At 57.4% G+C, this 25,018-nt stretch carries 18 protein-coding genes, 1 tRNA gene and 1 pseudogene; 12 read left to right on the plus strand and 8 right to left on the minus strand.

Going from position 1 to position 25,018, the window contains the following annotated elements; genetic code table 11:
• The first annotated feature begins 542 nt into the window (after positions 1–542).
• Together Poly21_RS08125 and Poly21_RS08130 are read left to right on the plus strand one after the other, a co-directional pair.
• Positions 543–1,187 (plus strand): 3-keto-disaccharide hydrolase, encoded by a 645-nt coding sequence (locus tag Poly21_RS08125; protein WP_146406357.1) that lies wholly within the window; start codon positions 543–545, stop codon positions 1,185–1,187.
• A 39-nt stretch (positions 1,188–1,226) separates the two neighbouring features.
• Positions 1,227–2,516: an SGNH/GDSL hydrolase family protein gene (locus tag Poly21_RS08130; RefSeq protein WP_302118077.1), complete on the plus strand. Its 1,290-nt coding sequence runs from the start codon at positions 1,227–1,229 to the stop codon at positions 2,514–2,516.
• A gap of 226 nt (positions 2,517–2,742) precedes the next feature.
• On the opposite strand, the gene Poly21_RS08135 is transcribed toward Poly21_RS08130, so the two are convergent.
• Positions 2,743–3,129 (minus strand): YciI family protein, encoded by a 387-nt coding sequence (locus tag Poly21_RS08135; protein ID WP_146406359.1) that lies wholly within the window; start codon positions 3,127–3,129, stop codon positions 2,743–2,745.
• 3 nt (positions 3,130–3,132) lie between these two features.
• Positions 3,133–3,534: a VOC family protein gene (locus Poly21_RS08140; RefSeq protein WP_146406360.1), complete on the minus strand. Its 402-nt coding sequence runs from the start codon at positions 3,532–3,534 to the stop codon at positions 3,133–3,135.
• A 310-nt stretch (positions 3,535–3,844) separates the two neighbouring features.
• On the opposite strand from Poly21_RS08140, the gene Poly21_RS08145 reads away from it, so the two are divergent.
• The 6 genes from Poly21_RS08145 (at position 3,845) to Poly21_RS08170 (ending at position 8,389) form a co-directional block, all read left to right on the plus strand.
• A complete protein-coding gene (locus Poly21_RS08145) occupies positions 3,845–4,174 on the plus strand; it encodes a hypothetical protein (RefSeq protein WP_146406361.1) in 330 nt (109 codons plus the stop codon).
• Between the two features lie 206 nt (positions 4,175–4,380).
• Entirely contained in the window at positions 4,381–5,196 is an 816-nt protein-coding gene (locus tag Poly21_RS08150; RefSeq protein ID WP_146406362.1) for a sugar phosphate isomerase/epimerase family protein, read from the plus strand.
• 122 nt (positions 5,197–5,318) lie between these two features.
• Positions 5,319–6,194, plus strand: coding sequence for a PSP1 domain-containing protein (locus Poly21_RS08155; protein WP_436967479.1), 876 nt, complete (start codon positions 5,319–5,321; stop codon positions 6,192–6,194).
• A gap of 132 nt (positions 6,195–6,326) precedes the next feature.
• Positions 6,327–6,752 carry a Minf_1886 family protein gene (locus Poly21_RS08160; protein ID WP_146406363.1) on the plus strand — a complete coding sequence of 142 codons (426 nt, stop codon included), beginning with the start codon at positions 6,327–6,329 and terminating at the stop codon, positions 6,750–6,752.
• Complete coding sequence (locus Poly21_RS08165) at positions 6,739–7,602, plus strand: class I SAM-dependent methyltransferase (RefSeq protein WP_302118078.1); 864 nt, start codon at positions 6,739–6,741, stop codon at positions 7,600–7,602. Before Poly21_RS08160 ends, Poly21_RS08165 begins: the two co-directional genes overlap by 14 nt.
• Before the next feature lie 136 nt (positions 7,603–7,738).
• Positions 7,739–8,389: an amino acid kinase family protein gene (locus tag Poly21_RS08170; RefSeq protein ID WP_146406364.1), complete on the plus strand. Its 651-nt coding sequence runs from the start codon at positions 7,739–7,741 to the stop codon at positions 8,387–8,389.
• Between the two features lie 31 nt (positions 8,390–8,420).
• Here the strand turns inward: Poly21_RS08170 and Poly21_RS08175 are convergent.
• Positions 8,421–8,503, minus strand: a tRNA-Ser gene (locus Poly21_RS08175).
• A gap of 265 nt (positions 8,504–8,768) precedes the next feature.
• On the opposite strand from Poly21_RS08175, the gene Poly21_RS08180 reads away from it, so the two are divergent.
• Both Poly21_RS08180 and Poly21_RS08185 read left to right on the plus strand, forming a co-directional pair.
• A complete protein-coding gene (locus tag Poly21_RS08180; RefSeq protein ID WP_302118079.1) occupies positions 8,769–10,358 on the plus strand; it encodes a S1C family serine protease in 1,590 nt (529 codons plus the stop codon).
• Positions 10,359–10,396: 38 nt separating this feature from the next.
• Complete coding sequence (locus Poly21_RS08185; protein ID WP_146406365.1) at positions 10,397–11,635, plus strand: RNA polymerase sigma factor; 1,239 nt, start codon at positions 10,397–10,399, stop codon at positions 11,633–11,635.
• 75 nt (positions 11,636–11,710) lie between these two features.
• Here Poly21_RS08185 and Poly21_RS08190 read toward each other — a convergent pair whose 3' ends face one another.
• On the minus strand, positions 11,711–13,396 hold the full coding sequence (locus Poly21_RS08190) for a galactose-1-phosphate uridylyltransferase (RefSeq protein WP_146406366.1): 1,686 nt from the start codon (positions 13,394–13,396) through the stop codon (positions 11,711–11,713).
• Positions 13,397–13,516: 120 nt separating this feature from the next.
• Positions 13,517–15,041 (minus strand): annotated as a pseudogene (gene glgA, locus Poly21_RS08195) (glycogen synthase GlgA).
• Positions 15,042–15,196: 155 nt separating this feature from the next.
• On the opposite strand from glgA, the gene Poly21_RS08200 reads away from it, so the two are divergent.
• Complete coding sequence (locus Poly21_RS08200) at positions 15,197–18,610, plus strand: serine/threonine-protein kinase (RefSeq protein WP_146406368.1); 3,414 nt, start codon at positions 15,197–15,199, stop codon at positions 18,608–18,610.
• Between the two features lie 268 nt (positions 18,611–18,878).
• Complete coding sequence (locus Poly21_RS08205) at positions 18,879–19,211, plus strand: HesB/IscA family protein (RefSeq protein WP_146406369.1); 333 nt, start codon at positions 18,879–18,881, stop codon at positions 19,209–19,211.
• On the opposite strand, the gene Poly21_RS08210 is transcribed toward Poly21_RS08205, so the two are convergent.
• The 3 genes from Poly21_RS08210 to Poly21_RS08220 are packed head-to-tail and all read right to left on the minus strand — an operon-like array spanning position 19,208 to position 24,716.
• Positions 19,208–19,615 carry a hypothetical protein gene (locus Poly21_RS08210; RefSeq protein ID WP_146406370.1) on the minus strand — a complete coding sequence of 136 codons (408 nt, stop codon included), beginning with the start codon at positions 19,613–19,615 and terminating at the stop codon, positions 19,208–19,210. The genes Poly21_RS08205 and Poly21_RS08210 overlap by 4 nt on opposite strands.
• Positions 19,615–20,886: a hypothetical protein gene (locus tag Poly21_RS08215; protein ID WP_302118082.1), complete on the minus strand. Its 1,272-nt coding sequence runs from the start codon at positions 20,884–20,886 to the stop codon at positions 19,615–19,617. Before Poly21_RS08215 ends, Poly21_RS08210 begins: the two co-directional genes overlap by 1 nt.
• A 2-nt stretch (positions 20,887–20,888) precedes the next feature.
• Positions 20,889–24,716, minus strand: coding sequence for a circumsporozoite protein-membrane associated protein (locus Poly21_RS08220; protein WP_302118085.1), 3,828 nt, complete (start codon positions 24,714–24,716; stop codon positions 20,889–20,891).
• Positions 24,717–25,018 lie beyond the last annotated feature (302 nt).

Raw genomic sequence — 25,018 nt, forward strand, 5'->3', positions numbered from 1 at the left:
CCAGTCGCTATCCCAAGTGGATTGTCCAGCGAATTGCGCATGCCAGAGACCCGCGACGGTGTCCTCCTACCGCGAAGCGGTTTCAGATCGTAGGTGGAGGTCGATGCGTTGCAGCGCAACTCCGGAACAAAGATCGTCCCGCCGAGCCAGGTTCGCAGGACCGTGCGAGGTTCGCCTCGGGTGTGGTCGGCGACGAAGTGGCTTAGCGAGTGGATGGAGGCATCGGCGAGCATACACGTTGCATTTTTCTAAGGTCTTCCCACCACGCAGTAAGAACCCAAAAATCCTTTTGCCTGATCGACCAACTGACATGCCCCGACGAAGTGTGAAGTCAAAAACGAATCGTGCGGTCCGCCAATTGAATCGCTCGCGGTGAAATCCACGAGAGCCACTGTTTTCGGTACTGGACGCCTTTCCGGAACTCGGTCAGCTTTTCGAAACTTTGGGATGGGTGGCACGTTGTGGGCGGCTAGACACTATGCTGGAGGCCGCAGAACGCTGCCGCTTTTAACTTTTTCCGAAGCGTTGAAAGATTGAATGACATGCTTAGAACTCTTGCATCCGTGCTGTTACTGCTGACAGGCGTCATCACGCTCACAGCCGCTGACAGCGACGACTTTGTCGAACTGTTCAACGGAGAGAATTTGCAGGGCTGGACGCAGCGCAACGGCACGGCGACCTACCGCGTAGAAGGCGATGAGATCGTTGGTAAAACCGCAGAGGGCAGCCCCAACTCATTCTTGTGTACCGACAAACAGTACGGTGATTTTGAAATGACGTTTGATGTGAAGCTCGACCCGGGCCTGAATTCAGGCGTGCAAATACGCTCTCAAACCGCTGGCGACGATCCCATGGGGCGTGTCAACGGGCCTCAGGTGGAAATCTCTTATGACAAGATGGCTGGATACGTTTATGGCGAAGCCGCTGGGGGATGGATGACCGCTGATGCCGATCGCGAGCCAACCGATCTGTTCAAGCAGGGGCAATGGAATTCGTACCGCGTGGTAGCGAATGGTGACAGGATTCAGACTTGGATCAACGGCACGCAAGTTTCCGACCTATCGCATCCGGAGCGTTTCGCCTCCCACCCCAAGGGCTTCATCGGCCTACAAGTCCACGGCATCAAGCAGGGAACGGGCCCCTTTGAAGTTCGGTGGCGTAACTTGAAGCTGCGTGAGCTTCCATAGCGTTTCGCAACCACCATCCTCTGACTTGGAATCACGTCCTTGAAAACCTGTCTCATTGCATTGCTCGCACTCGTTGCGCTACCTCTGGTCAATGCAGAATCACCAACTTTCGCGCCCGTCTCAGCCGAGCTCATTCGCCCGCGCGACGGGTTGGGCAACGTGTTGCAAAAACTAGGTGAGGGCAGGCATGTTCGCATCGCCTATCTCGGCGGATCCATCACGGCGGCGAATGGATGGCGAGTAAAATCGCGCGAGTGGTTCAGCCATGAGTTTCCAAACGCCGATGTCGCGGAGATTCATGCTGCGATTGGCGGCACAGGTAGCGATCTCGGGGTTTTCCGTGTCCAACGCGATGCATTGCAGTACAAACCTGATTTGCTATTCGTGGAGTTTGCCGTCAACGATGGCGGCGTCCAGCCTGCTCAGATCTGGAGAGCGATGGAGGGGATCGTGCGACAGACGTGGGCCGCCGATAGCCGTACCGATATCTGTTTCGTGTATACGTTCCGGGTTGGTTATCAAGATGACCTGCAAAAGGGAGTCAATCCACGTGCCGCTTCCGCTATGGAGATGCTGGCGGATCACTACGGTATACCGTCGATCAATTTCGCAAAGGAAATTGTGGCGATGGAAACTGATGGAGATCTGATCTTTCAATCGGCAGAACCGACGGATGCCAACGTCATTCGGTTTTCTTCGGACGGAGTCCACCCGCTCGATGAAGGTCATCAAATCTACGCGGAGCTGGTTGCTGAAGGTGTGCGGGAAATCGCCCAGTCGTCCAGCCCCATCGATCATCGCTCGAAGTTGGTGAACGCCTTCGTCGAAGATCATTGGGACGCCGCTACGATGATACCGATTACCTCCGGCATGCTGTCGCCGGAATGGCAAGCGCTGTCGTCGGAGAACACGCTAGCGAAGAAGTTCGGCAATCGCTTGGGCACGATCTGGGAAGCCACCGAGCCCGGTAGCAAGCTAACGTTTGAATTCCGAGGATCCACGGCAAAACTTTACGACCTGGTGGGGCCCGATGGTGGCCAGGTAATCATCACTGTTGACGGAAAGCGGAGAGAGTCACCTGTACCAAGGTTCGATCATTACTGCACCTATCATCGGATCGCGACTTTGACCGTCGCAAGCGGTCTCAGCCCCGACGACATTCACACCGTGACGGTCGAGGTGGATTCGGAACAGCCCGATCGCCAGATCATCGCCTCTCGGTTGCAGGATCCGGAAACGGAGCTGCGGGCGGCGAAGTATCAGGGCACCAAATTTCGAGTTGGCCAAATTATGGTGCTGACTCGAGATCAACCCGACAGCGACGATTGAAAGTGCTCGCGATGGTTGCGTGAGCGATCGCCGGAGCAACCTCCAGGTGCGCCGCGCCTGCGAACCCAAGTCATATCTAAGTGATTGGTACCTCCGCGGTTTGTCAGTGTTCGATGGAACGCCCGAGGGGGAATCACGGGGTAGACGCGGACGCATGATGCTCGAAACGACAGATACGTGATTGTCGTCGAGCTACCTGGTTTGGCGAGTGAACAGCAACGAGAGTCTAATCGTTACTCAATTCGCCTGGCACGGCAGTAGGTTGTGGAAGCTCGGGGAGGTCCAGCAGCGGTCGTATTTCGACGGTGCCCTTCTTCGCCGGCGGCAACCGTGCGGCGATCGCGATCGCTTCGTCGAGGTCGTCGACGTCGATGATGTAGTAGCCACCGAGTTGCTCGGTGGTCTCAGCGAAGGGGCCGTCGGTGATTTGACGTCGACCCTCACGAACCTGGACGCTGGTGGCGGTATCGATTGAATGCAGCGGTGATGCTGCGATCCATTTGCCTTGAGCTTCGAGTTCCTGACAGATTCCCATCGACTCGATCATGCAGGCTTCCCGTTCGCTCTCGGTCCAGGATTTTTCGGCCCCGTATATTAGTAGCATGTATTTCATGATCTAGGTCCCTTCGGGGCATGGTACGCCATTGCTCGAGTGCAATCCGAAAACGTTGCCTTCCGTGTCGACCCCAAGTGCGATGAAGCCATACTGCCCGATGGGCGTCTTTGGCATGTGAACTTTTCCACCGGCAGCTTCGATCCTCGACGCTTCAACGCCGCAGTCTTTCGTGTTGAAATACACGATCGTGCTTCCGCCGCCGCACTTGATGCCGTCCATTCGGCACAACGCACCAGAGGCTCCCGGTGATTCCATTGACATGGGAAACGCCATCATTTCCAGGCTTTCCACGGGCGAGTCTAGCTTCTCAAGCTTGGTGTCTAGCACGGTTTCATAGAATTTAGTGGCACGCTCCAAGTCGTCCACATAAATTTCGAACCAGCAAACGGGATTGGGTTGCATCGTGTACTCTCCAGTTAGGAAATGTTCTCGGTGTTTTCACTGTGTAGTCGGTTCATCGATGGCGGAATCGACTGTTGACAGAAAATAATATGCAAGATTTGCCTCGGTCGCGGTTTCGGAAGACTCAGATGCTCCCGCAGGGTCCCCACGCGAGCCCCTGGCTTGGTAAGCTTCAGGCCTGTCCCCAGAGCGGGAAGTCCCCAGAGCGGGAATTTGGCCTCGGGCTTGACCGTGCCGCTATGGAACAGGTACCAAGTTGCCTGAACTCTCAATTTCCCCAAACTTCCTTTTGCACAAAGGTCTGTGACTCATGTTTCGATCCGTATTGATGGCCCTGGTGGTCTCGTTGGTATCGCTTAGCTCCGCCGATTGCCAGACGGCATCTGCCTCAGAAGTTGTTTCCTACCGCTGTGAGAAATGGACGAGTCGGCACGAGCACGACAAAAAGCAGGCTGAGCAGATTGCCGAGACGCTCAAGAAGCTTAAATGTGAGGTCGAGCTGCATAGTCATGGCAACCACACCGACGTCAAATATCGCTGCCCCAAGTGGCTCAGCCACAAAACCAAGACCCACGAAGACGCCCACAAGTTGGAGGCATGGTTGAAAGCTCTCAAGTTCGAGACTAAACACGAGCACTAACCAGCGGCAAGGATGGAGTGAGTTTTTGTGCTCGCTTGATCCGTATCCGTATCGACGATGCGTTTTCAGTGCAAGCGAATCGACAGCGTTCACCGTTTGCTCGGCTGACACAAATCCGATTGACTCGCGGTTAACCGTGTCATGCGAGAGTCATTTCTGTGTTGCCTCTCGTCACTTGAATTTCTCCCATCCCCAATATATTTGCCATGTCCAAATCAGCCATCACAGTGAGTCTAGTCCAGGAGGCTCGCGGCGGGCCATTCGTTTTTTGGGATGGATTGTCGGATGCTTTCTCTCGGGCGGCCGCCCTGGGCTTCGATGCCATCGAAATTTTTGCGCCAGGCCCGGACGCGGTCGATCGGGGCGAACTGCAGCAGCTCGTCGACAGCACGGGCCTGGGTGTGGCGGCCGTGGGGACAGGCGCCGGGATGGTCAAACATGGCCTGAGCCTGACGGATCCTGATCCGGGCCGACGGATAGCAGCACGAGAGTTCATTGAGTCCATGATTGACTTTGGCGGTCAGTTCTCAGCTCCAGCGATTATCGGCTCGATGCAGGGTCGCTATGGTGGGGAAATCAGTCATGAGCAAGCACTTGATTATCTTGCCGAATCGGTCGAGATCCTCGCGAGCCGCGCCGCCTCGTACAATGTGCCGCTAATCTATGAGCCGCTCAATCGCTACGAGACGAATTTGATCAACACGGTCAGCGATGGTGTGGCGTTCCTGGGGAGGCTCGCGACAGACAACGTGAAACTGCTCGCGGATCTGTTTCATATGAATATCGAAGAGGCCAACATTGCCGAAGCGATCGTGGCGGGTGCCCAGCATATTGGGCACGTGCATCTAGTGGATTCCAATCGCCGCGCCGCTGGATTGGGCCACATGGATTATTCGCCAATCGCCTCGGCGCTGCGGGCGATCGACTACGATGGGTATCTGTGCGCCGAAGCGTTTCCGTTGCCCGATTCGCAAACATCGGCCGAGAAGACAATTGAAACAGTGCAACAATTCTTCTCATAGCGGCTGTTCTCAATTTGAAAATGGGGGACTGGCTGCCGGCCTGTCCTGATGAACTATCGATACCCCGTAGGACGTCGGTGATCGCCGTGCTGCTTTCGGCTCGGTGAGCCGAGCGACAATCCATGCCACCTGAAACCGCCTCCCCGTCCGCACTCGAGTACGTATGCCGCTACGGCAGCATGCGACTGTTAGGTGTAATGAGCGCCAAAGAAGCGTTTCGTTACGGTGAGGAAGTCGTCATTCATAGCGACCGAGGCACTGAGATTGGCACAGTGCTCTGCGAAGCCACGACGGCAGCGATTAGCGGGTTACACGAACCGACAAGCGGCCGCATTCTTCGCAGGCTCGATTCGACGGATCGCGGGGATTGGTCACAGATGTCAGAGATGACACGCCGCGACCTCGCAGCCTGCCAACCGCACGTGGACAGATTAAAACTGCCCATGCAGTTAATCGATGTCGAGCGGTTGCTCGGTGGCGAGCGGGTCGTCATCTACTTCATATCCGAATCGCGGGTCGATTTCCGTGCGCTGGTCAAGCTGCTCGGTAAGGAATTTCAGACACGCATCGAAATGCGTCAGATCGGGATCCGCGAAGAGGCCAAGCTACTGGCGGATTTCGGCGATTGTGGCCAGGAGGTCTGTTGCAGCCGCTTTCTTAGCAAGATGCCTCCGGTATCGATGAAAATGGCAAAGCTACAGCGTGCTTCACTCGACCCGACCAAAATTTCGGGGCGCTGCGGGCGTCTGAAGTGTTGTTTGCGATATGAGTTTGACACCTATGAATCGTTGGCAGAGGAACTACCGCCGATCGGGAGCAAGATCCTGACCCGTGACGGGTCGTGCCGAGTGGTCGCTCAGGACATTTTGGCGGGGCAGCTCATCGTTCACACCGAGGACCAGCGCCGGATCATGGTCCCCAAGGGCGACGTGATCCAGGTTCTCGTGGTGGGCACGGGGCCACCGGTACGCGGGAAAAAGAAACCACGTCCCGCATAGATTCAACAGCGTCTGGAGTGTTACCCCCCAGCGATCACGAGTACAATTCAAATCAATCGGAGCGATATTTCTTCCCGGCAATCCGATTCAATTTTAATCTGCTCTCATTTTTTCTCTTGCCGAATTCACGCCATGTCCTCGCCACTCAAAGCCATGCGGGATCTCCTCCGTGACGATCCCCGCTACAAGCTCGAAGCCTATCAATTCATCCGTGAGTCGCTGCAATACGCCCACGAGAATCTCGACCGGATCGGCCCGTTGGGGTATTGCCACGGTGACGAGCCCGACGTTGACGCCCCGCGACACCTGACCGGGCAACAACTCTGCGAGGCATGTCGACTCTATGCGATCGATCAATATGGGTATCTCGCCCACATGGTCCTCGGACGCTGGGGGCTCCACTCGACAAGCGATTTTGGCGAGCTGGTTTACAACTTGATTCGCATTGAGCAGATGCGCAAAAGCGAGACCGACCGCCGCGAAGATTTCAACGACGTTTATTCCTTCGACCAAGCATTTCAGCCTCAATTCGAATTGGTTACCGATGATGCTGAGTAAGCGTCCCGCGGCGCTGGGCCAGCGTGTCGCCTGCCTGTTCATTGTCTGCGGCACTTGCCTGTACAGCACGCTGATACTGCATGGCGATGAGCCGAAATTGTCGGGCGAAAGCTCAACAATGATTCAGGTCGAATCCGGGCGCCCCGATGAGCAGGCACGCCGGACGTACATGGGACGCATCGTCGCTCAGCCGATGTCGCATCTCGGTGCGAGTTGGTTGGTTCGCCCTGAGCGAAACGACGAGGAGAACGCACTGGAGGCGTTGAATGAACTCAACCTCGAACCCGGCATGACTGTCGTGGACCTTGGTTGCGGCAATGGGTATTGGACCCTTCCGATGGCGCGGAAGTGCGCCGCCCCTGCCGAGGCGGATGCGAACGGTACTGAGCCTGGACGTGGTGCGGTCGGTCAGGACGCACTGGCAGGTCAAGTGTTGGCGGTGGACATCCAAGCTGAGATGCTGCAAAAGCTCCGGCAGAACATGCTACGGGCCGGAGTTGCCAATATTCAACCTGTGCGCGGCAAGGTAGACGATCCCCAATTGCCCGTTGGCAAAGTTGACTTGGTGCTGTTGGTGGATGTGTACCATGAGTTCTCCCACCCCCAGTCGATGTTGTGGGCGATCCGGCGTAGTTTGAAACCGAACGGGGTGATCGCATTATTAGAATACCGAGCAGAAGATCCGGCGGTACCGATCAAACCGCTGCATAAAATGTCGAAGCAACAGATCATGAAGGAATATGCCGCGTCCAACTTAAAGCTCGTGCGGGAGTACAACGATCTCCCATGGCAGCACTTGATGTTTTTTGCCCGCGATGACAGCCCATTGCCTGAGATCGCGCCTGAGTAGTTGCGAGAAAGGCGAACAGTTTTTGATGGCCGTTGGTTTGGAATCGCGTAAGTGTGTCGCCCGGAACGGCAACGTCGAATGCCGAGAGTTCACGGGCAGGTTTCGATTAATACCGTGCCCCGGTTCGAGGGTCTAAATGTCACCCAATCGAGCCAAAATGGTCAGCAACCTGCGCGTCATCAAACTCGGCGGCAGTTTGCTAACCCTGCCTACCCTCAGCTCTCAATTTCAGCAGTGGTGCCGGGCGAATCCGCACCCCCGAAGCCTGATCATCGTGGGCGGCGGAGGTCTCGTCGATGCCGTCCGCATGATCGACCGCGCAAACCCGCTTAGAGAGGATTTTGCTCACTGGGTATGCATCGATCTGATGCAGCATTCGGCTCGTCTGGCGCACGAAATACTAGCAGGCGTTGGGTTGATTGAAACGGCCAACGAGTTACAGCGGTTCCTAGCGGAGCGTCACTCGCCGACGGCACTGCCGAACGTTTCGATTGTCCAGATCGGCCTGTGTTTCGAAAGATGTCATCCGAACATGGGCCTGCCCGAGAGTTGGGATGTGACCTCGGACGCATTAGCCGCCGCATTCGCAATAATGCATGGTGCTCAAGAATTGGTCATGATGAAATCTTGCGACGCATCAGGGGAGGGAGGGCAGTTGGAGTCACTCGTTAGGGCCGGAGTCGTCGATCCCCATTTTGCGGAACTTGCAAAATCCATCAATCACACCCACTTCGTCAATTTGAGAGCTTTGGGAAGTGTCCAAACTCCACGAAAAAACCTCGCATAACACGTAGGTTTTGCGAGGTTTTTCGTTGTAGCGGAGGACACGAGACTCGAACTCGCAGCCCCTTGCGGGGTACCTCAGTTCCAGTGAGGCCGCTCACCAATTCGCTTATCCTCCCTCTATCGATCCTGTGCCGGGCGGCGCGTCCCACGACAGCCTGTCGGCATCGCATGCAACGGCTCGCTCGTCACTGAATCGAGCTCGCTCAAAAATTGACTTTGAACGAACAGGTGATAGTTTGCAGTACCGGTCCGATTTTGGCAACACCTGCCCGAATTTTCGGACTTAAATGTGCACAGGAAGTAAGAAAAAATGACTTTCTGGCGATTTGATGTGGCCGTTTCGCTACAATCATTGGGTTCGCAAACTCGAAATTCATAGGATGGCATCCATGCGAGATGATATATCGCCAACGCCTCATCAATCCGGTTCGCGCCCAGCAAGTATGCGTGGCGAAGACGAACGCGCGCGAGAACTCATCGCGTTTCGAGTGACCGTTGACCAGCCTGAGGGTCATTCGCTTATCTCGGTTGACGATGCTGAGCCTCGCGCGGTGGAACATGATGGTAGTGATCGTGGCGAACGCGAACATGGTTCGATGCAAGCGACCGAGATCGAAGGGCGGGACGAGATCGAAGGGCAGGACGAGATCGAAGGCAGGGAACCGATCAACATCCAGGCCATCGATGGCCTGGTGCAAATTGACGAGTTTGCCGCTTGTCCGCCTCCCATGCCAATTGAACCACCTCCCATTTGCAAAGCAGGTGGCGCGGAGGAACAACCGCAGGCGATTGAAGAGTCTGCTCCGGCACGAACCGACAACAGTCCAATCGTGCAGAGTCTGACCTTGATCGCCTCGATGGTCGTGATGCTATTGATCGCACGATTCAGCGTACCGCGAATTGTGGAAGAGGTTCGTTACTCCTGGCATCGAGGCGAACTGCGGGCTGAATACGAAACTGGAGGCGAAGGCCTGAAGAACGTCTCGCTGGATTCGCTCAGTCGCGCCTACGAAATGGTGACGTCGGTGGTCGCGCCTTCGGTGGTGCATATCGACGTCAAACGCAAACCAACCGCCACTGACGAACAGATGCAAAAGTTGCTTGGTGGTGAATTTTTCGGCATGTCGGATCAGGGTAGCGGCGTCGTCGTCGACGAAGATGGCCACGTTCTGACGAATCGGCACGTCATCGCGGGGGGAGAATCCATCTCACTCACATTGAGTGATGGCCGGCGATTGCCCGCGCGCGTCGTGGGCACCGATGCATTGACGGACCTCGCTGTGCTCAAGGTTGAAGCGGATCGATTGATGCCGATCCGTTGGGGTGACAGTGACAAACTGCGCGTCGGATCGCCAGTGTGGGCTGTCGGCAGCCCGTTCGGCCTCGATCGAACGATCACGTTTGGCATCCTCAGCGGAAAGCATCGGTGGGTTCGGGCCGGTGAGCAGCACGGCGCGAGTGGTCGCTATCAAGATTTCATGCAAAGTGATGTCGCGGTCAATCCAGGTAATAGCGGTGGCCCACTCGTCGATGCCAAAGGCACGCTCGTGGGGATTAACACGGCGATCGTAGGAGACACGTATCAAGGCGTCAGCTTTTCCATTCCGAGTAATCTGTCAAAGCAGATTTATGAGTCAATCCGGGACACCGGGCGGGTCCAACGCGGGTACCTGGGCGTGAGCCTACAAGAGGTTCCGGACGAGTTGTTGACCACTGAAAACACCCGCGTACGCGGGGCCATCATCAATGGAATCGCTGGGCCTGGATCGCCCGGTGGCGTAGCCGGCCTCATGACCGGTGACATGGTGCGCCGCGTCGACGGTGTTGAGATTCAGGATGTCGGTCACTTAATGCGGATCGTCGGTGCGGCCGGCTCCGGCACACCCATTCAGTTGGACGTCCAGCGCGGCGACGAGGAATTGCAACTCACGGTCAATTTGGGTAACCGTCCCTTTGAGCTGGATCACTGATGGTCGGCAAGACCAACAATTGACCGGCCGAGAGGGAAATGGCTCATTCCGTTCATCAGCAAATCGAACAACTTTTCGAGCAATCGTCTCGGCAGGTGTTCGCTTCCTTGGCACGTCTGCTACGCGACCTGGACCTGGCCGAAGATGCGATGCAGGAAGCTTTTGCCTCCGCTGCGGACCAGTGGCCGCGAGATGGAATGCCCGAAAACCCCATCGCCTGGCTCGTATCGACAGGTCGGTTTAAGGCGATCGATGTCATCCGTCGGCGCGAAAAATTAAATGAAATCAGTCCGTCGTTGGCGGCAAGATTACAGGCGGTGACGGCGTCGAACCTGCAGCGTTCGGGTGCAGAAATCGAAGATGATCGCTTGCGATTAATCTTCACCTGCTGTCATCCCGCGATCGATGTGAAAGTCCAAGTTCCGCTGACCTTGCGAGAGGTCTGCGGGCTGACAACCGAAGAAATTTCGCGAGCATTTCTAACGACTCCCGCAACGATGGCCCAGCGCATTGTTCGTGGCAAGGCCAAGATCCGTGATGCTGCGATCCCGTTTGCGATCCCCGGGATCGCCGACTTGCCCGACCGACTTGGCGCTGTCCTGTCTGTGATCTACCTGATTTTTAATGAGGGATATTCCGCGTCGAGTGGCCACTCGATCACACGTGCGGATCTATCGAGTGAGGCCATTCGATTGTGTCGACTCGTGCTCGCGCTCATCGACGACACCGAAGTAATGGGGCTGCTGGCGCTGATGTTAATCCACGAGTCTCGGCGGGAAGCTCGTCAAACGGCGGGCGGTGACATCGTGCTACTTGAAGATCAGGATCGAACGCAATGGGATCGCGTCATGATCGCGGAGGGAGAAGAGCTGATCTCGCGTTCATTGACGCGTCGCCGGATTGGTGTCTATACCATTCAAGCTGCCATTTCTGCTGTGCATGCCCGAGCCGCCAGTGCCGACCAAACGGATTGGCAGCGAATCGTTTCTCTCTACGATCTACTCCTGCAGCTTGAGCCCTCCCCTGTCGTGGAGCTCAATCGCGCCGTCGCGATCGCGATGCGTGACGGTCCAGCAGCAGGTCTCGAGCTCGTTGACGCAATTTTGGAGCGTGGCGAATTGAGCCGTTACGCACTGGCCCACTCCGCACGTGGTGAGCTGCTGCGTCGGACCGGGAACGCAGATATCGCTAAACAAGCATTTGAAACTGCGTTGACACTGACGACGCAAGAATCCGAACGCCGGTTTTTGATCGCCAAGTTGGAAGGAATTCACTAGCGAGCAGGGCCAACTACCTGCCACAGAGTCGCATCCTGTATCACTCCAACCTTGAGTGACATTAAATCCGGGCGCTCACGACAGCACGTAGCGGGGGTCACTCAATCTCGCTTGAGCACGATACGCTTTTGCGGCCGCTTCGGGATAAATTGCGTTGATCATGGCACCGGTGGAAAGTTCGAATCCAGCCATCCGGGAGACCCGTGGGAAGATATCCATTGCCCAGTGCTGTGATTCCGGAGCGCCGTTGAAGGCGACCGGGCAGGTATGGATAAGCATGTTGTAAGCGGTGCCAGGCCGCAGTGCTTCGAGCCAGCGTACAATCCGCAGAGTCAAACGCGCCAGTTCGGCGAGCGGGCGAGCTCTTAGATCGCTGAAACAGGGCAGGTGCTCCTTCGAGGTGACCCGCACCTGCATAGGAAAGCGACTGGCAAAGGGACAGTAGGCTACAAACGAGTCTGTTTGGCTGACCACTCGGCTCTTCAATTCAATTTCGCCCCGCAACAGGTCGCATTGCAGGCAGGATCCGACACGGGCATGGTGTGCTTGCAGGCGACGGGTTACCTGTTGCACGAGGCCGGGCACTCGATTCGTGGCAATTAATTGTGAGTGACTGTGCTGCAGAGATGCGCCTGCGTCGCGGCCGACATTTTTAAAAATGCTCACGTGCTGCACGCCCGGCACGTTTCTCCAGAAGCGGACGCGTTCGGCGTAGGCCGCGAAGACGAGCGAAACCTCGGCGGTGTTGAGCTCGCCAAGTGACTCGGTGTGTCGTGGTGACTCGATGATGACCTCGTGCCCACCGCGAGCGGCGTCGCATGGGAAGAGCTTGCTAGCCGAGGAGGCCCGGCGGCGGGACCCCGTGGACGGATGCACGGTTTGTGCGTGTTGGTAGGACGTCAGTGCTGTATTGGAGCGGTGCATGCGAGCCGAGACAGGCATGGCTTCGTTCTCAGTGCACTGTTCGTCGCCCTCCGAGTCTGGCGTTCGAACCCCAGCATCCTCGAGACGTGTCACTGCGGGATAGAGATTGGGAACGACTCGCACTGACCAACTTTCAGCTTGATCACCAGTGACGGAAGTCGCGACGGCGTGCGATGCGCTCACATCGTCAAGTTTCGCCACCCACACTGGATCAGGCGTTCGATCTTCCTTTCCCGAACAGAACGGACAGTCAATATCAGCGTTGGGCTTGTGCGAGTGGTTGGCGTATTGATCGGGACGCTGGGAACGCGTCGTGGCGAACCAGGTCCATTCGCCGGTGATCAAGTCCAACCGAGATTGACCAGCCTGGGGATCGAGCATTTCTGCTTCAACCGGCGAGGAGCCGGGGGTGGACCGCATCTGAGCGTCGGGGGATTGTAAATCAATTGCCTCTGCGGAAGCTCGTGAATCAGCTCCTGCACGGGCAACGATTGTGGGGATTCTTCCAGAGTCGTTCAGTGATTTGTCCGTCGGGCACTGCGTGGGAGGCTCCGCCGTCGAACAAGGCCCCGAAAAAACTGCTTTTAGGTTGCACAGTCGGCTGTCGGTGCCACCCAGATTCGATGGTTGGGGATAGCGCACGCTCGCATCCTCAGCAGCCTGATCGGATCCACAGGGGGCATGATCTGGCTCCCGCGCGGGCACTGTTTCTGCAACTGATTGAGCCAATGTATCGCCTTCATGCCGACGCGATTCTCGATCGCTCAATCGGAGCTTTCGACTGTCACGTCGCACACGTAAGCGTCCGCCATTGAGATCGACTCGCGATATGGGCATGGTGGCTTCCGTTTGGTCAGGGGCAGATTAGCAGGTGCATGCTCTTTGGGTTCCGCAGGCGCGGGGGATCGTCAACCGCTTATTCTACGGAATTTTTTAATCCTGATAGGGGGTAAATTGCTAGCATTCCTCTTCACAGTCCTGGTGGGGGTCAGACCCGCATTTTTCCGTTCTGTTTAAGGGATATTGTTTTCTCGTAGAGCTCAATGTACTGGAGAGCACTTGCCCCCCATGACCAATCCCGTGTCATGCCGCGCTCCACAATTTTTTTCCAAATTTCTTTTTCATGGAACCGCAAGCGGAGCGCATCGCCGATGGCGCGGTCCAAAGAAGCCGCATCGTGGCCGCGGAGGTGAAACCCTGTCGCGGTTTCGTTTTCCACCGTTTCACGCGTCGTATTGATGATTGTATCGGCCAATCCGCCGGTCTCTGTCACTACGCAAATGGTCCCATATCGCAAACTGTACAGTTGGTTCAACCCGCATGGCTCGTACCGACTGGGCATCACAAAGAGATCACTGGACGCTTCGATGCGGTGGGCCAGCGGATCGCTGAAGCCGACATAGGCGGCGAGTTGGTCGGGGTGCTCCGAAGCCAGCCACGTCAGTTCGCTTTCGATGACCGGGTCACCACTGCCCAAGACGGCCCATTGCGTGGGCCGTCTTTCTCGCAAATGCTCTCGCATCACTGGCAAAATCAAGTCCCAGCCCTTCTGATCGGCGAGGCGGCCGACCAAGCCGATCATGGGGACGTCTGGATTGCTCGGCAATCCCAATTCGGCCTGCAGAGCGAGTTTGTTTTCGAGTTTGCCGTGCTCCCAATTGGTAACATCGTAGTTTCGAACCAGATTGACATCCTTCGCAGGATTCCAAATATCGGTGTCGATCCCGTTGATAATTCCGCTGACGCGGTCCCCCAAGCTGCGAAGAATCGGATCAAGGCCGCAGCCGTGCAGCGGCGTTTTGATTTCTTCAGCATAGGTGGGACTGACTGTGCAAACCTGATCAGCAGTGACAATTCCCGTTTTCAGAAAGTTCATGCCCCCGTAGTATTCGAACGAGTCACTGCGGAAGCGGTCCCACGGCAGTCCTGTCGCTTCGAAACTCTCTGCTGGAAACGAACCTTGGTACGCCAGGTTGTGGATCGAGAGCACGGTGGGCGTATCACGGGGGAAGCCGTGGCCATCGTTTTGGACGAGTGCGGGTACGAGCGCCGTTTGCCAATCGTTGCACTGAATCAGGTCGACGGGGCGATCCATCCGCTTCATCACCTCGATCGCAGCGCGGCAGAAGAAAATGAATCGTTCAGCGTTGTCGCGATAGTCGCCGTGTTTGTCGCCGTAAAGGAAAGGGCGAGAGAAGTACTGAGGTTGATCGACGAAATAGACCGGCACCATGCCGCCTGGCAGGTAGCTCCGCAGCACTCGGCCCCCGACGATGCGATCGCCAGGCATCTCGATTGCGAAGCTCATTTCGGTTTGCTCAATTGTCATCTGAGACCGACGAATCGAATCGAAGGCGGGCATGATCACTGCGCATTGATGACCGGCATCTGCGACGACACTCGGGAGCTTTCCACAAACGTCAGCCAAACCGCCCGTTTTTGCAAACGGCACCGCTTCGGTAGTAAGATAGACAATGTTCAATTCAATACCCAGAGTTGGCAAATCAAGATTAGATGTCGTTCGGATGCCACGTAGCGGCACTGCACACAATAAACTAAAGCAAACATACAATGGGAAGTTTGCCCGCGACGATTTCCCGGTCGCCCTTTTTTTCGTTCGAGATCTGATCACTTTTCATGCCGCTCCCCCTTGTTGATTTTTGGAAACGCTTGCTTCAAAGCGGTCTAGCGGATGCCTCTACCCCAAGACTGTGGGCGGCAGATTTCGCCGCCGCGCACAACTCAGCGCCCCCTTCAGACCCGTTAGCACTCGCCAAATGGTTAGTCCAAACGGGGCGATTGAAGCCGTTTCAGGCCGCCTGTTTGACTCGACCGAATCCCCAGGGGGATGTAGAGAGTGAACAGAAAAGAGAGTTTCGTTTTCCGGTATTGCGGATTGCGCCGCTTACACAGGTGGCCGAGCAATCGTTGCCCACGTTGACGCAGTGGTTACCCGTTGAGCACGACAGGCACCCCGGCGATTCGGGAATCGTTCTGCAACTCTCGCCGAGCCGACTGACTCCAGAGGACGGTGATCGGTTGCGATGGCTGGCTGCAGCGCAGCACCCAGGACTGCCAAATCATGAGTTAATCGTGTTGGCCGGCGCACCGCTGGGAAGTTACTTTACGACTTTGCCACTGGACACGTCACTCGACGCGATTGGCGTGTTTGCAACGGTTCCTCCGGGGGAGTCGTTGGCCGAGCACTGTACCCGGGGGCCCGATTCCCGCTGGACCGCACCTCGAATTGTGCCTCTGATTAAGACCCTTTGCGGGGCCATGGGACAATTAGAGAGCGGCCGTCTGGCATTCCCGCCAATGCCCTCTCCTGATCGAATTTGGATTCCGCACGATGCGAAGTCACCGGGGATCCTGTGGATCGATCCGGCTGATTTTCTGTCCGGGGACGCGTTGGACTGTTCCCAGACGATTACCAGCCACGACTCTCGACTGCTCTACACTGCACCGGAGGCAATCGCAGCGGAAGGGAGCCCTTCGAGTTCGTGGGCCAGCCAATCGATCTATGCGTTGGGCTGCCTGGCATACCGACTTCGGTTCGGCCAACACGCCTTTGCCGCTGCCAAAGACGAACAGATTCGCTCGCGACAACTGCGTTTTGAACCACCCGAGTTGAGCGAGGCGGTCTCTCAAGGGGCTGCAGGGGACCCGTTACTACGCGTATTGGCCTACGCGCTCGCAAAGGATCCTCAGTCAAGGTTCGCGAGTTTTGACGCGTTCACCCAAGCGCTCGCAGCCACTCAGACGCTCGCAGCGTCCGTGCCCGCAGGAGAGTCGTCCGTCCCCGCGGGAGAGTCGTCCGTCCCCGCAGAAGAACAGCGGTCGCCACCAGACCGTATCCACAACGAATCGTCCTCGGCGGCCAAGCAGGCTGCCGAGCCATCGCAGCAACCCGCCGATCAGCTGTCGGCGGAGGCAGGCGGCCGCGACGACCAGGGCATTGCGTCCAAATCGCCCGCCCCTGTGATCGCGGCAACTACCGCAACGCCAGCCGTTCAAAAAGATCAGGCAACGAACCCAATCTCGCACTCCTCCGGCAAAACGACGGCGGTGCCCAGTCGCCTCAGCGCGGCGGCATCCCCAACGGTCTCCCCCTCAGCGACGGCCGCCCGTCCCACGGCCGAGCCCACCTCATCGGCAGAGTCGGCCTCGGACGCAGGTGTTGCTGACCAATCATCGGGAAAGGCTCCATCGGGAAAGACACCGCGCCCCCTGGTTCCGGAGCGTCATCCGCGCCGTCCAAGTCGTCGGCGAACGGCATGGTTGATCCTCGGCAGCATGTGGATCCCGATTATCTTGTTGGTGGTAGCTCTGGCACTTCAAGATCCCGACGCCCCCCGACCAGTCGCCAAGCGAGTGCGCCCACCGATTCCGGCGGTCATCCCGTCTGTCACCGGACGCCGCCCCGCGCCGCAGCAGCCGAGACCTGCGATACCTCCGGCCCGATCTCAAACCAAAGCCAGCGACAACGAGTCCATCGAGATTGTCTCCGATGATCGGATGTTGTGGGCACCCCCATCGGCTCTTTTGGCAACCGATCCGGCCAGCAGTATCGACGCAGCGGACGAGGACCGCCTGCGGGCCACCATGTTGCTACCACCGGGACCGGCTGCCCTCACCACATTTCATCTACCTAATCTGAACGCCACTGGTCTCCGCGACGCGTTCGCCCCGGAGCTGTCCACGTTGTGGACTCAACTACAAAATCGGCTCGCCGTGCCCCTTGACGATGTGCGTCTGCTTGCGTTGGCGTGGTTCCCAGGGCGAGACGGAGTCCCTGAGATCGCCATGGCGGTCCATTTGAAATCCCCGCGCACACTCGATGAACTCACTCAAGGCTGGGAGGCATCGCTAGCGGTGGTTCCAGGCGGAGCCAAAATCTATGCGGGCGACGATCCTGACGGTGATGCGTACTATCCCCATTTCGTGGCTAGCGGTCAGTCATCCGACGGATCTGCCGATGGTGACTCGGCTGCACGACGCGTCGACGCATTCGCAATTGGCTCAATTGCAAGAATGACGCAGGTGGCTGAGGTAGAGGGTGCGCCGGTGCTGCTGCCGCGACAACTCGAGGAACTTTGGCAGGCGTCCCGCCCCACCGACGCGATCGCAATGTTGAGTTCGCCCTATTTCTTGATCGCAGATTCACGAGCATGGGTCAATCAAACGGCCCCGACGCTATTGGATTGGATTCGTGCGACATTGACGCCTGAGTGCGGTGGTCTGCTAGTGCGCGTGGCGGCTGCACCGCAGGAGTATTCATCCAGCGAGTCAACGACGACCCCACGAGGTAGCTATATCGAACTTCGGCTAGCGGCTGCACCGGGTAAAAACCCAGCGACACTGAAATCCAAAGTCTTAGCTCGCATCGACGAGGCTGCCGTGGCAGCGGAGGACTTCCTCGTTAGCGGTGAAGTCGACCCATCCTGGCGACTGCTGGCGGCACGGTTGCCGAGCATGTGGATGTTCACGGGTGAACAGGTGCGTTCAGCGGCCATCAAGCGTGAAGTCATTTTCAATGCCTATTTGCCGCCGATGGCGCTCCCGCAACTCGCCCTAGGAACCCTGCTCGCTGCCAACACCACGACAACAATTGCTACCGCCAGTGATGTCAGCCCGATGCAAAAACTTACTATCGAGGAGATGCTCGAACGCCCAATGTCGGTCAGTTTCGGCCAGGAATCACTGCAGTTCGCGATCGACACCATTATCAATGAGTTCGCGGCTGATCTGCCCGAGGGCAATCAGGCACCGGCGGTGGAGATCATCGGCGGTGACCTGCAAAAGATGGGGATCACCCAGAATCAACAGGTTCGGAATTTTAACAAGTCGGATCTGCCGCTCCGCACTGTGCTTACCGACTTGATGCTCGGTGCGAACCCCGATCGCACCGCAACCGGCCCCGCCGACCCGAAACAAGCGCTGATTTGGGTTGTGGTCGGGGAAGGCGACGACGCAGAGATTAAAGTGACAACTCGCGAGGCAGCCCAGGGAACCTACGAGTTGCCCAAGGAGTTTCAGTTGGCGCCGTAACCAGGTCCGGATGGGCGATTCGATCGACAGAACGCGGTTACCGGGGTACAATGTAAATGATCTTTCGGATAGCTCACATGCAGGCATCAACACTGCCATTATGGCGGAGAAACTGGTTTGGCAAGCGATTTGCTATACTCTCTCGATCTGCTAGGTTTGTTGGTGTTTGGTATTGATTTAAGCTGCGGTTAACCCCCACACTTTCAATCTTCGACAGTAACCCCGTCCCCCATTTTCGCTTTCCTCCTCGATAGGAGTTCATCTCACGATGGCCATTAAACTCACAGAACGCGCCGCCGAAGAAGTTCTTCGCTTCCGCAAAGAGCACAATTTCGACGACACGATGCTACTGCGGATCGGCGTTGCCGGTGGCGGTTGCAGCGGCTTCAACTACACGTTGAACTTCGATGACAACTTCGATGAAAAAGCCGACAGCAAGTACGATCACCACGGCGTCAGCGTCGTTGTGGACAAGAAAAGCGCCTTGTACCTCGACGGAACTGAAGTCGATTGGTTCGATAGTTTGGAAAAGCAGGGCTTCACGTTCAACAACCCCAACGCTGTTAAGAGCTGTGGTTGCGGAAGCTCCTTCCAAGCCTAGTCGGACGGATTGGATGGGGTGATCGCCCCTTCATTCGCGAATAAGGGAGGCGGCTGCATTGAAACATCGGCGAGCCTGACATTGCCTGTCTCGTCGTGCTTCTGCAGAGTTTGCGCTTGTTTCCTCCCGCAATCGCAGAGTGACTCGTACAAACTTGTTCCCCGGTTTCGGCCTGGGAACGAGTTGAGTAATGGTTTCAGCTGAGAATCGATGCCCCATGGCGAATAGGTTGCTGGCAGCGAATTGTGCATCGCCTTCATGTCGGGGACGTAGATGTCGGCCGGCACTGCTGCCAATTTGGTGGCGCCGCTGTGGCCGTCACCACGCCTAGTATCGATCGTGATCTGGTCGAGGTTGTGGTCCGGTCGAGGGCGTGATTTGCAGGTGATAATGGGGCTTTGCACTACCTCCCACGCGCTGCATCTTTCATCTCATCGAGGCCGCTCATCCAAATCTCAGTGCGGCTGCCATCTCGGCGGTCGGATGCGGACCGCGACACACCTCGAATTCGATGTGTCCACCCAAATTCCTCTGCCATGGCGATCGCGAGCTGCAATTGGTATCTCGCTTGAGGCAAGATCGGCACGCCTCGAGAGGCAAGTGATAGTTTGCCGAGGTCTAGTTTTCGCCATGAGTCGCCATCGTCATCCTCGGACACTGCCGATTGCATGGCCGCGGGCAGTGAGTTGACCACGCCCTCATAAACCTCCACATCGACGCGGCTGTTATGAGGAGAATACAAGGCCCACGATAACCAGTGGTCCAAATGCCATGCGTCGCGATCAAATCGGCCTCGTCGCTCGGTCAATGGCAACGTTACCGCGAGGAGTACCAAAATCCCGCCGACGACTAGACCCGGCGAGCGATACGCTGCAGCCTCCATCTCGATGGTGTCTGTATTCGAGTGCGGTCGACGGACGAACAACCAATAGGCCTGCCCCGCCAACACGGCGTTCCACACCAATACGCCAAGACTGTGATGCATACCCCACGGCGATAGCAACACCATCAGTCCCGCATGCATTGCAATTGCCATGCATCCGCCCAACCTGCGTGTCGGCGGGAGCATCAACAAAATTGCAATCAGCAGCTCAGTAGCCGGAAACCCGGCGACCACGATCAGCCGACGGCGATCACTCCATTGGTCAATGGTGAGATGCGTGAATTTCGCTCCGGTCGCTAAAAACTCTTGCCCCACGGTATGCAGAAACTGATAGTCAAACTTGCCGAGCGAACTGAATAAATAGATGCTGATCGTGAGGATGCGGAAGGCGCCAATCCGCATGTTCGTAGGCAGCAGCACGAACATCCATCCATACAGGAACGTCTGGTACGCCCAAGGTTGAAGATGATGCTGATCCGTCAGGAAGCCGGCCGCTAAAGCGAGTGAAATGCACGACCATGCAACGCGTGCGCTGAACGCGCCGCGTCGCACGATCACGATCGTTGACATCACCACTAGGATCGGTGCGAGTAAAACCGACACCCAATCGGACAACCAAGCTGGCAAGGCAACAAAAGGAATTGCTGGGTAGTAGGATGCCTGCGTCCATGACGGGGGCAGCCACAGGCGGTAGCTGACAATCATCAGCAGCATGAAGGCGCACGCCCAGTAGCGTGAGAATCGATCGCAATCGCGGACGGGTTGGCCAGGGTTAGGCAAGTCGAATGTCAAAGCTATTTGGTCCGACCTTCGTTGCGACCGCCAGCAGACTGTCCGAGGCCGCGACGAAACGCTTCGAAGGCGTCTCGGACATCGGCAGGTGCTGGGCGACGATTGCCTGAGTCACGCAGATTTCCGAGAGTATCTGCGGTGTCTCCCTGCGTCGTTTTTGTGATCTCACGCGGCCGCATACCCAGACTGCGAAGTGCTTCCTCGATCTCATCGGGGGCGACAGCCTCCGAGCGTGGTCCGCCATCGATCGGTTTGACGTTCTGCCAGCGGTCTCGGAAACGTCGTAGATCCGCTTCACTCCACTTGAGCCGCTGCAGCAAATTTGGATCTGGGTCGGTCCGTGTTTCATCGATATAGTCGAGCACCATGTCGGTAGCGGCTTTTGTGTATTCCAAATCCACGGGATCTGGAAGTTCATTCTCGAGCGAGTCTCCCGTGCCTTCACCGCCCCCTGACTGGCCACCACCGGCACCCTTCGATGAGTCCCTGCCATCAGCATCCGGCAACGTCGACGACGTACCCGTGGGATCTGCTGGCTTCGAGTTTCCAGATGAGCTGGATGGTTCGAATGCATCGTCCGTAGTCGATGGTTCAGTAGATTTAGCGTCACTGGTTGAACCGTCTGAGGAGCCATTCGGTTCTTGACCACCGCTGGGGCTGCTCGGTTGGTCTTCGCTCGCATTGCCGGGCTTGCCTGATTCATTGCCGGGCTTGCCTGATTCATTGCCGGGCTTGCCCGATTCGCTGTCGCCTCGCTGGTTCTGGTCATCCTGTGGAGTGTTCTCCGCATTGTTGCTCCCATCGGCGGCGTCGGTACCCTGAGCGTCATCAGCACTATCAGCACTGCTGGCGTCGTCCCTCCCGGCGCCATCATCAGTTCCACTGGATCCTGCACCCGCAGGTTCACCTCCGTCACTGCCGCCCTCACCAGATGGACCTCCGTCATCGCCTCGCTGAGCCTGATTATTCACTTCGGAGGAAGTCTCGCCCCTGCTCTCCTCGCCACTTTCAGTTGGTCTGGGTTGCTGCGTCGTGTCTTCAACAGCTGTTCTGTCATTGGGTTGATTGACGTCCGGCATCGTGTCGCCGCGCGCGTCATCATCGCGCTGCCCATCACCACGCTGTCCGTCACCACGCTGCCCGTCACCACGCTGCTCTTCGGCAGACGGTCCACCAGTGCTGGGGTCACTACTACCCTGCCCGTCGTCGCCGGGGTCAGCCTGGTTGGGATCGGTCCCCGGCGTCTCATCGTCGCCTCGCTCCGTTTCGCGCTGGTCGGACGGGCCACCTGAAGGTTGCTCCGACGCATTGTCACGCGAAGTGTTGTTGCCAGCTTGATCACCGCCGGTCTGGGCAGGGTTCGGCTGTCTTCCACCTTCGCCGCGATCGGACTTCTCAGTACCAGATTGATTCTGACCGGAGTTCATCGCGTCGCCAGTCTCTCCAGCACCCTGAGCGTCGTCCGCCGGCGGTTGCTGTTGCTCGTTGAGATAGTCTTGGATCCGCTCGAACGCCTCAGCATCGTCCTGGGGCGGCTGACTCGATTGTCCAGCCGCCGAACTTCCGCGTTTTCCGGTGCTTCCATCTTGCGTCTGCCCATCCTCGGCAGCTGCTTCATTATCCGAATTCGCTGCGGCGGTGGAGTCATCGCTCCCTGCGCGGTTCCCCTGCGCAGAACGCTCTTGTTGTCCCTCTCCTTGTTGTCCCTCTCCTTGCTGCCCCTCTCCTTGCTGCCCCACTCCTTGCTGCCCCTCGCCTTGCTGCCCCTCGCCTTGCTGTCCCTCGCCTTGCTGTCCCTCTCCTTGTTGTCCCTCTCCTTGTTGTCCCTCTCCCTGCTGCCCCTCTCCTTGTTGTCCCTCTCCTTGCTGTCCCTCTCCTTGCTGTCCTTCGCCTTGCTGTCCTTCGCCTTGCTGTCCCTCGCCCTGTTGTCCCTCGCCCTGTTGTCCCTCTCCTTGTTGGCCTGCTCCCTGTTGGCCTTGCTCCTGTGGTTGGCCGTCTGCCGGTTCCTGCTCATTCTCATTGGTCTGCTCCGCTGCGGCAGTAATTCGCAGCCGGATCGGGTGCGTCTTCGTGACACCTGCAGCGATGGATTCGTCGTTGGGATCAAATCGATTGTCCGTTGCAATGGCAACGACTTCGACTTCGTCGCCGACGTTCAGTCCGCCACCACGTCGGGATCGGCCGCCTGCCGCAATGATGATTCGCGACGGCTGAAAACGATACTCAACGACCTGATTCCCCAGTTTGCCTGCTGGCTGTTTCCACAGACTCGATCGAGCAATCAAGTCGATTCCACGACGGACTTCCAATTCAATTTCGGCTAGTCCATAGTCAACATCGGCGGCGTGAATTTCAAAGTTTTGGAACCCATTCAGGGCCACGTCGACAGGAGATTGTTGTGGAACAACAATGCTAATCTCGGGCGGCAGGTCTTCGACGATCTCGATGGGGTAGACGATCGGGTCCGAATTAGTTTGACCTGCGTCGTCCCACACACGCAGCCGATAGTCTTGTAGAGGGATTGCTGAACCGCCGCGCAGCCTCAGTGGGAAACTAAATTCGACGCCGGTTCCATCGGTAGCGAGCTGCATTTCGCGGACCCCCGCAGTCGCTTGGATTTCTCGACCAACCTTGCGTGGATTGAACTCGATGACCGCCCGACGGATCGGGCGATTCACGTTGGCGGCTAACCTGACGCGTGTACCGTCGACGCCGCGAATCGCTCCGACGTGGCTGGTGCGACGCGATTTTCCGGTATAAGCAGGTGGTTCGTAAACGATTTCCCGAATCTGCACGACGGGAGTATCACGGATGGAAATCTGAAACGGGCCAGCCTCAGCGTCCCCTGCGACAATCCGATATCGCCGGGTGCCGCGTGCATGATGCGAGATCGGAACGCTCGCTAGGAATCGATCGGAGACATCGACCGTGTCACTCGGCAGTAAACGAACTTGCGTCCGACTAGATTCTTCGCTTGCTACCGGGCTTGCGTCCGACAGATCGGCCGGAGATGCATTGGATTCCCACACAAAGTACACAGGCTCGTCGTCGTGAAGATTGACGACTGTGGCGGCAATTTCGATGTTTCGCCCGGCCAGACTCTCGGCATTTCCGGGCACCACATCGCTGATCACCACTCGCTTGGGAGCCTCCAGGGATGCCAGCGGAAGAGCCAAACGGGCTACCGATTGGACCGAATTTTTAGGGGATGCCGAAGCGTAGATCGCGACGGCAGCGAATAGGGCAATGGTCACTGCCCACCAGGTGGCCAGCCCGGTCGCCTCGCGTGGTGGCGCGTCGATGTGGCGCAGTTTCGCGGCAGCGCTACTGCCGACTGACTGCACGACCCGCTGTGCCAATTGCCCTCCTGGATGCGTGGATCGTTGGCGTCGCAGACTGACATAGCTCGATAAGGCATGGCCGAGTTCAGGATGATCGCGTTCCAAAGCACGGGCAGCGTAGTCCTCGCTGATGCGCAGGTGCATGACCGGCCACAGTTGCCAATAAATGTATGCGACCAACGCGATACTCAACGCCATCGCCACCAGTGTGCGACCGACCGGGCCAGGCGAAAAAATCCACTGGTCCATGGCAACCCACAGCAGTCCGATGGCCATCATCGCGATGACGACCGTCAGCACACGGCGCGTCAATTCTGCTCGCCAGAGTGCGGTTTGGGCTGTCTCGATACGCGAGCGCACAAACATCTCCGTCGCGTCTTGCGACGTTGCGGGTGAGCGACCGGGTGAAACGAGGGCCGCCGCTTCGGAGCCGCGGTCAGGGCCCGGGCGTTTGATCGCGGTGGTGGCGGTAGATGTCGATTCGGACAAATCGCTTCTCAGACGTGGGGATTTGGTTAGTGCAGCAGCGACAACCGCAGGTCAATGCGGCGATCCGGCTGCGGGCGAGGTTTGCAAATTGACTTACCTTCATTCTACCGCCATCGCCGACTGCTGCGCTTTCTCCAGGGTCACGATTTCCCAGATTTTAACGCGGCGCCGTGGTTTTTGACGTTTGGCTGCGCATTCGCGGCAAAGCGAATCAAACGAAAATGGTTGCGAATCGTTGTCATCCACCCGCCTCCGCCTCGATCAATCGAGTAGAATCTCCGTAGCCGACCACGGATAGACCA

Origin of the sequence: Allorhodopirellula heiligendammensis, from assembly GCF_007860105.1 — a bacterium.
GTDB classification, from domain to species: domain Bacteria; phylum Planctomycetota; class Planctomycetia; order Pirellulales; family Pirellulaceae; genus Rhodopirellula; species Rhodopirellula heiligendammensis.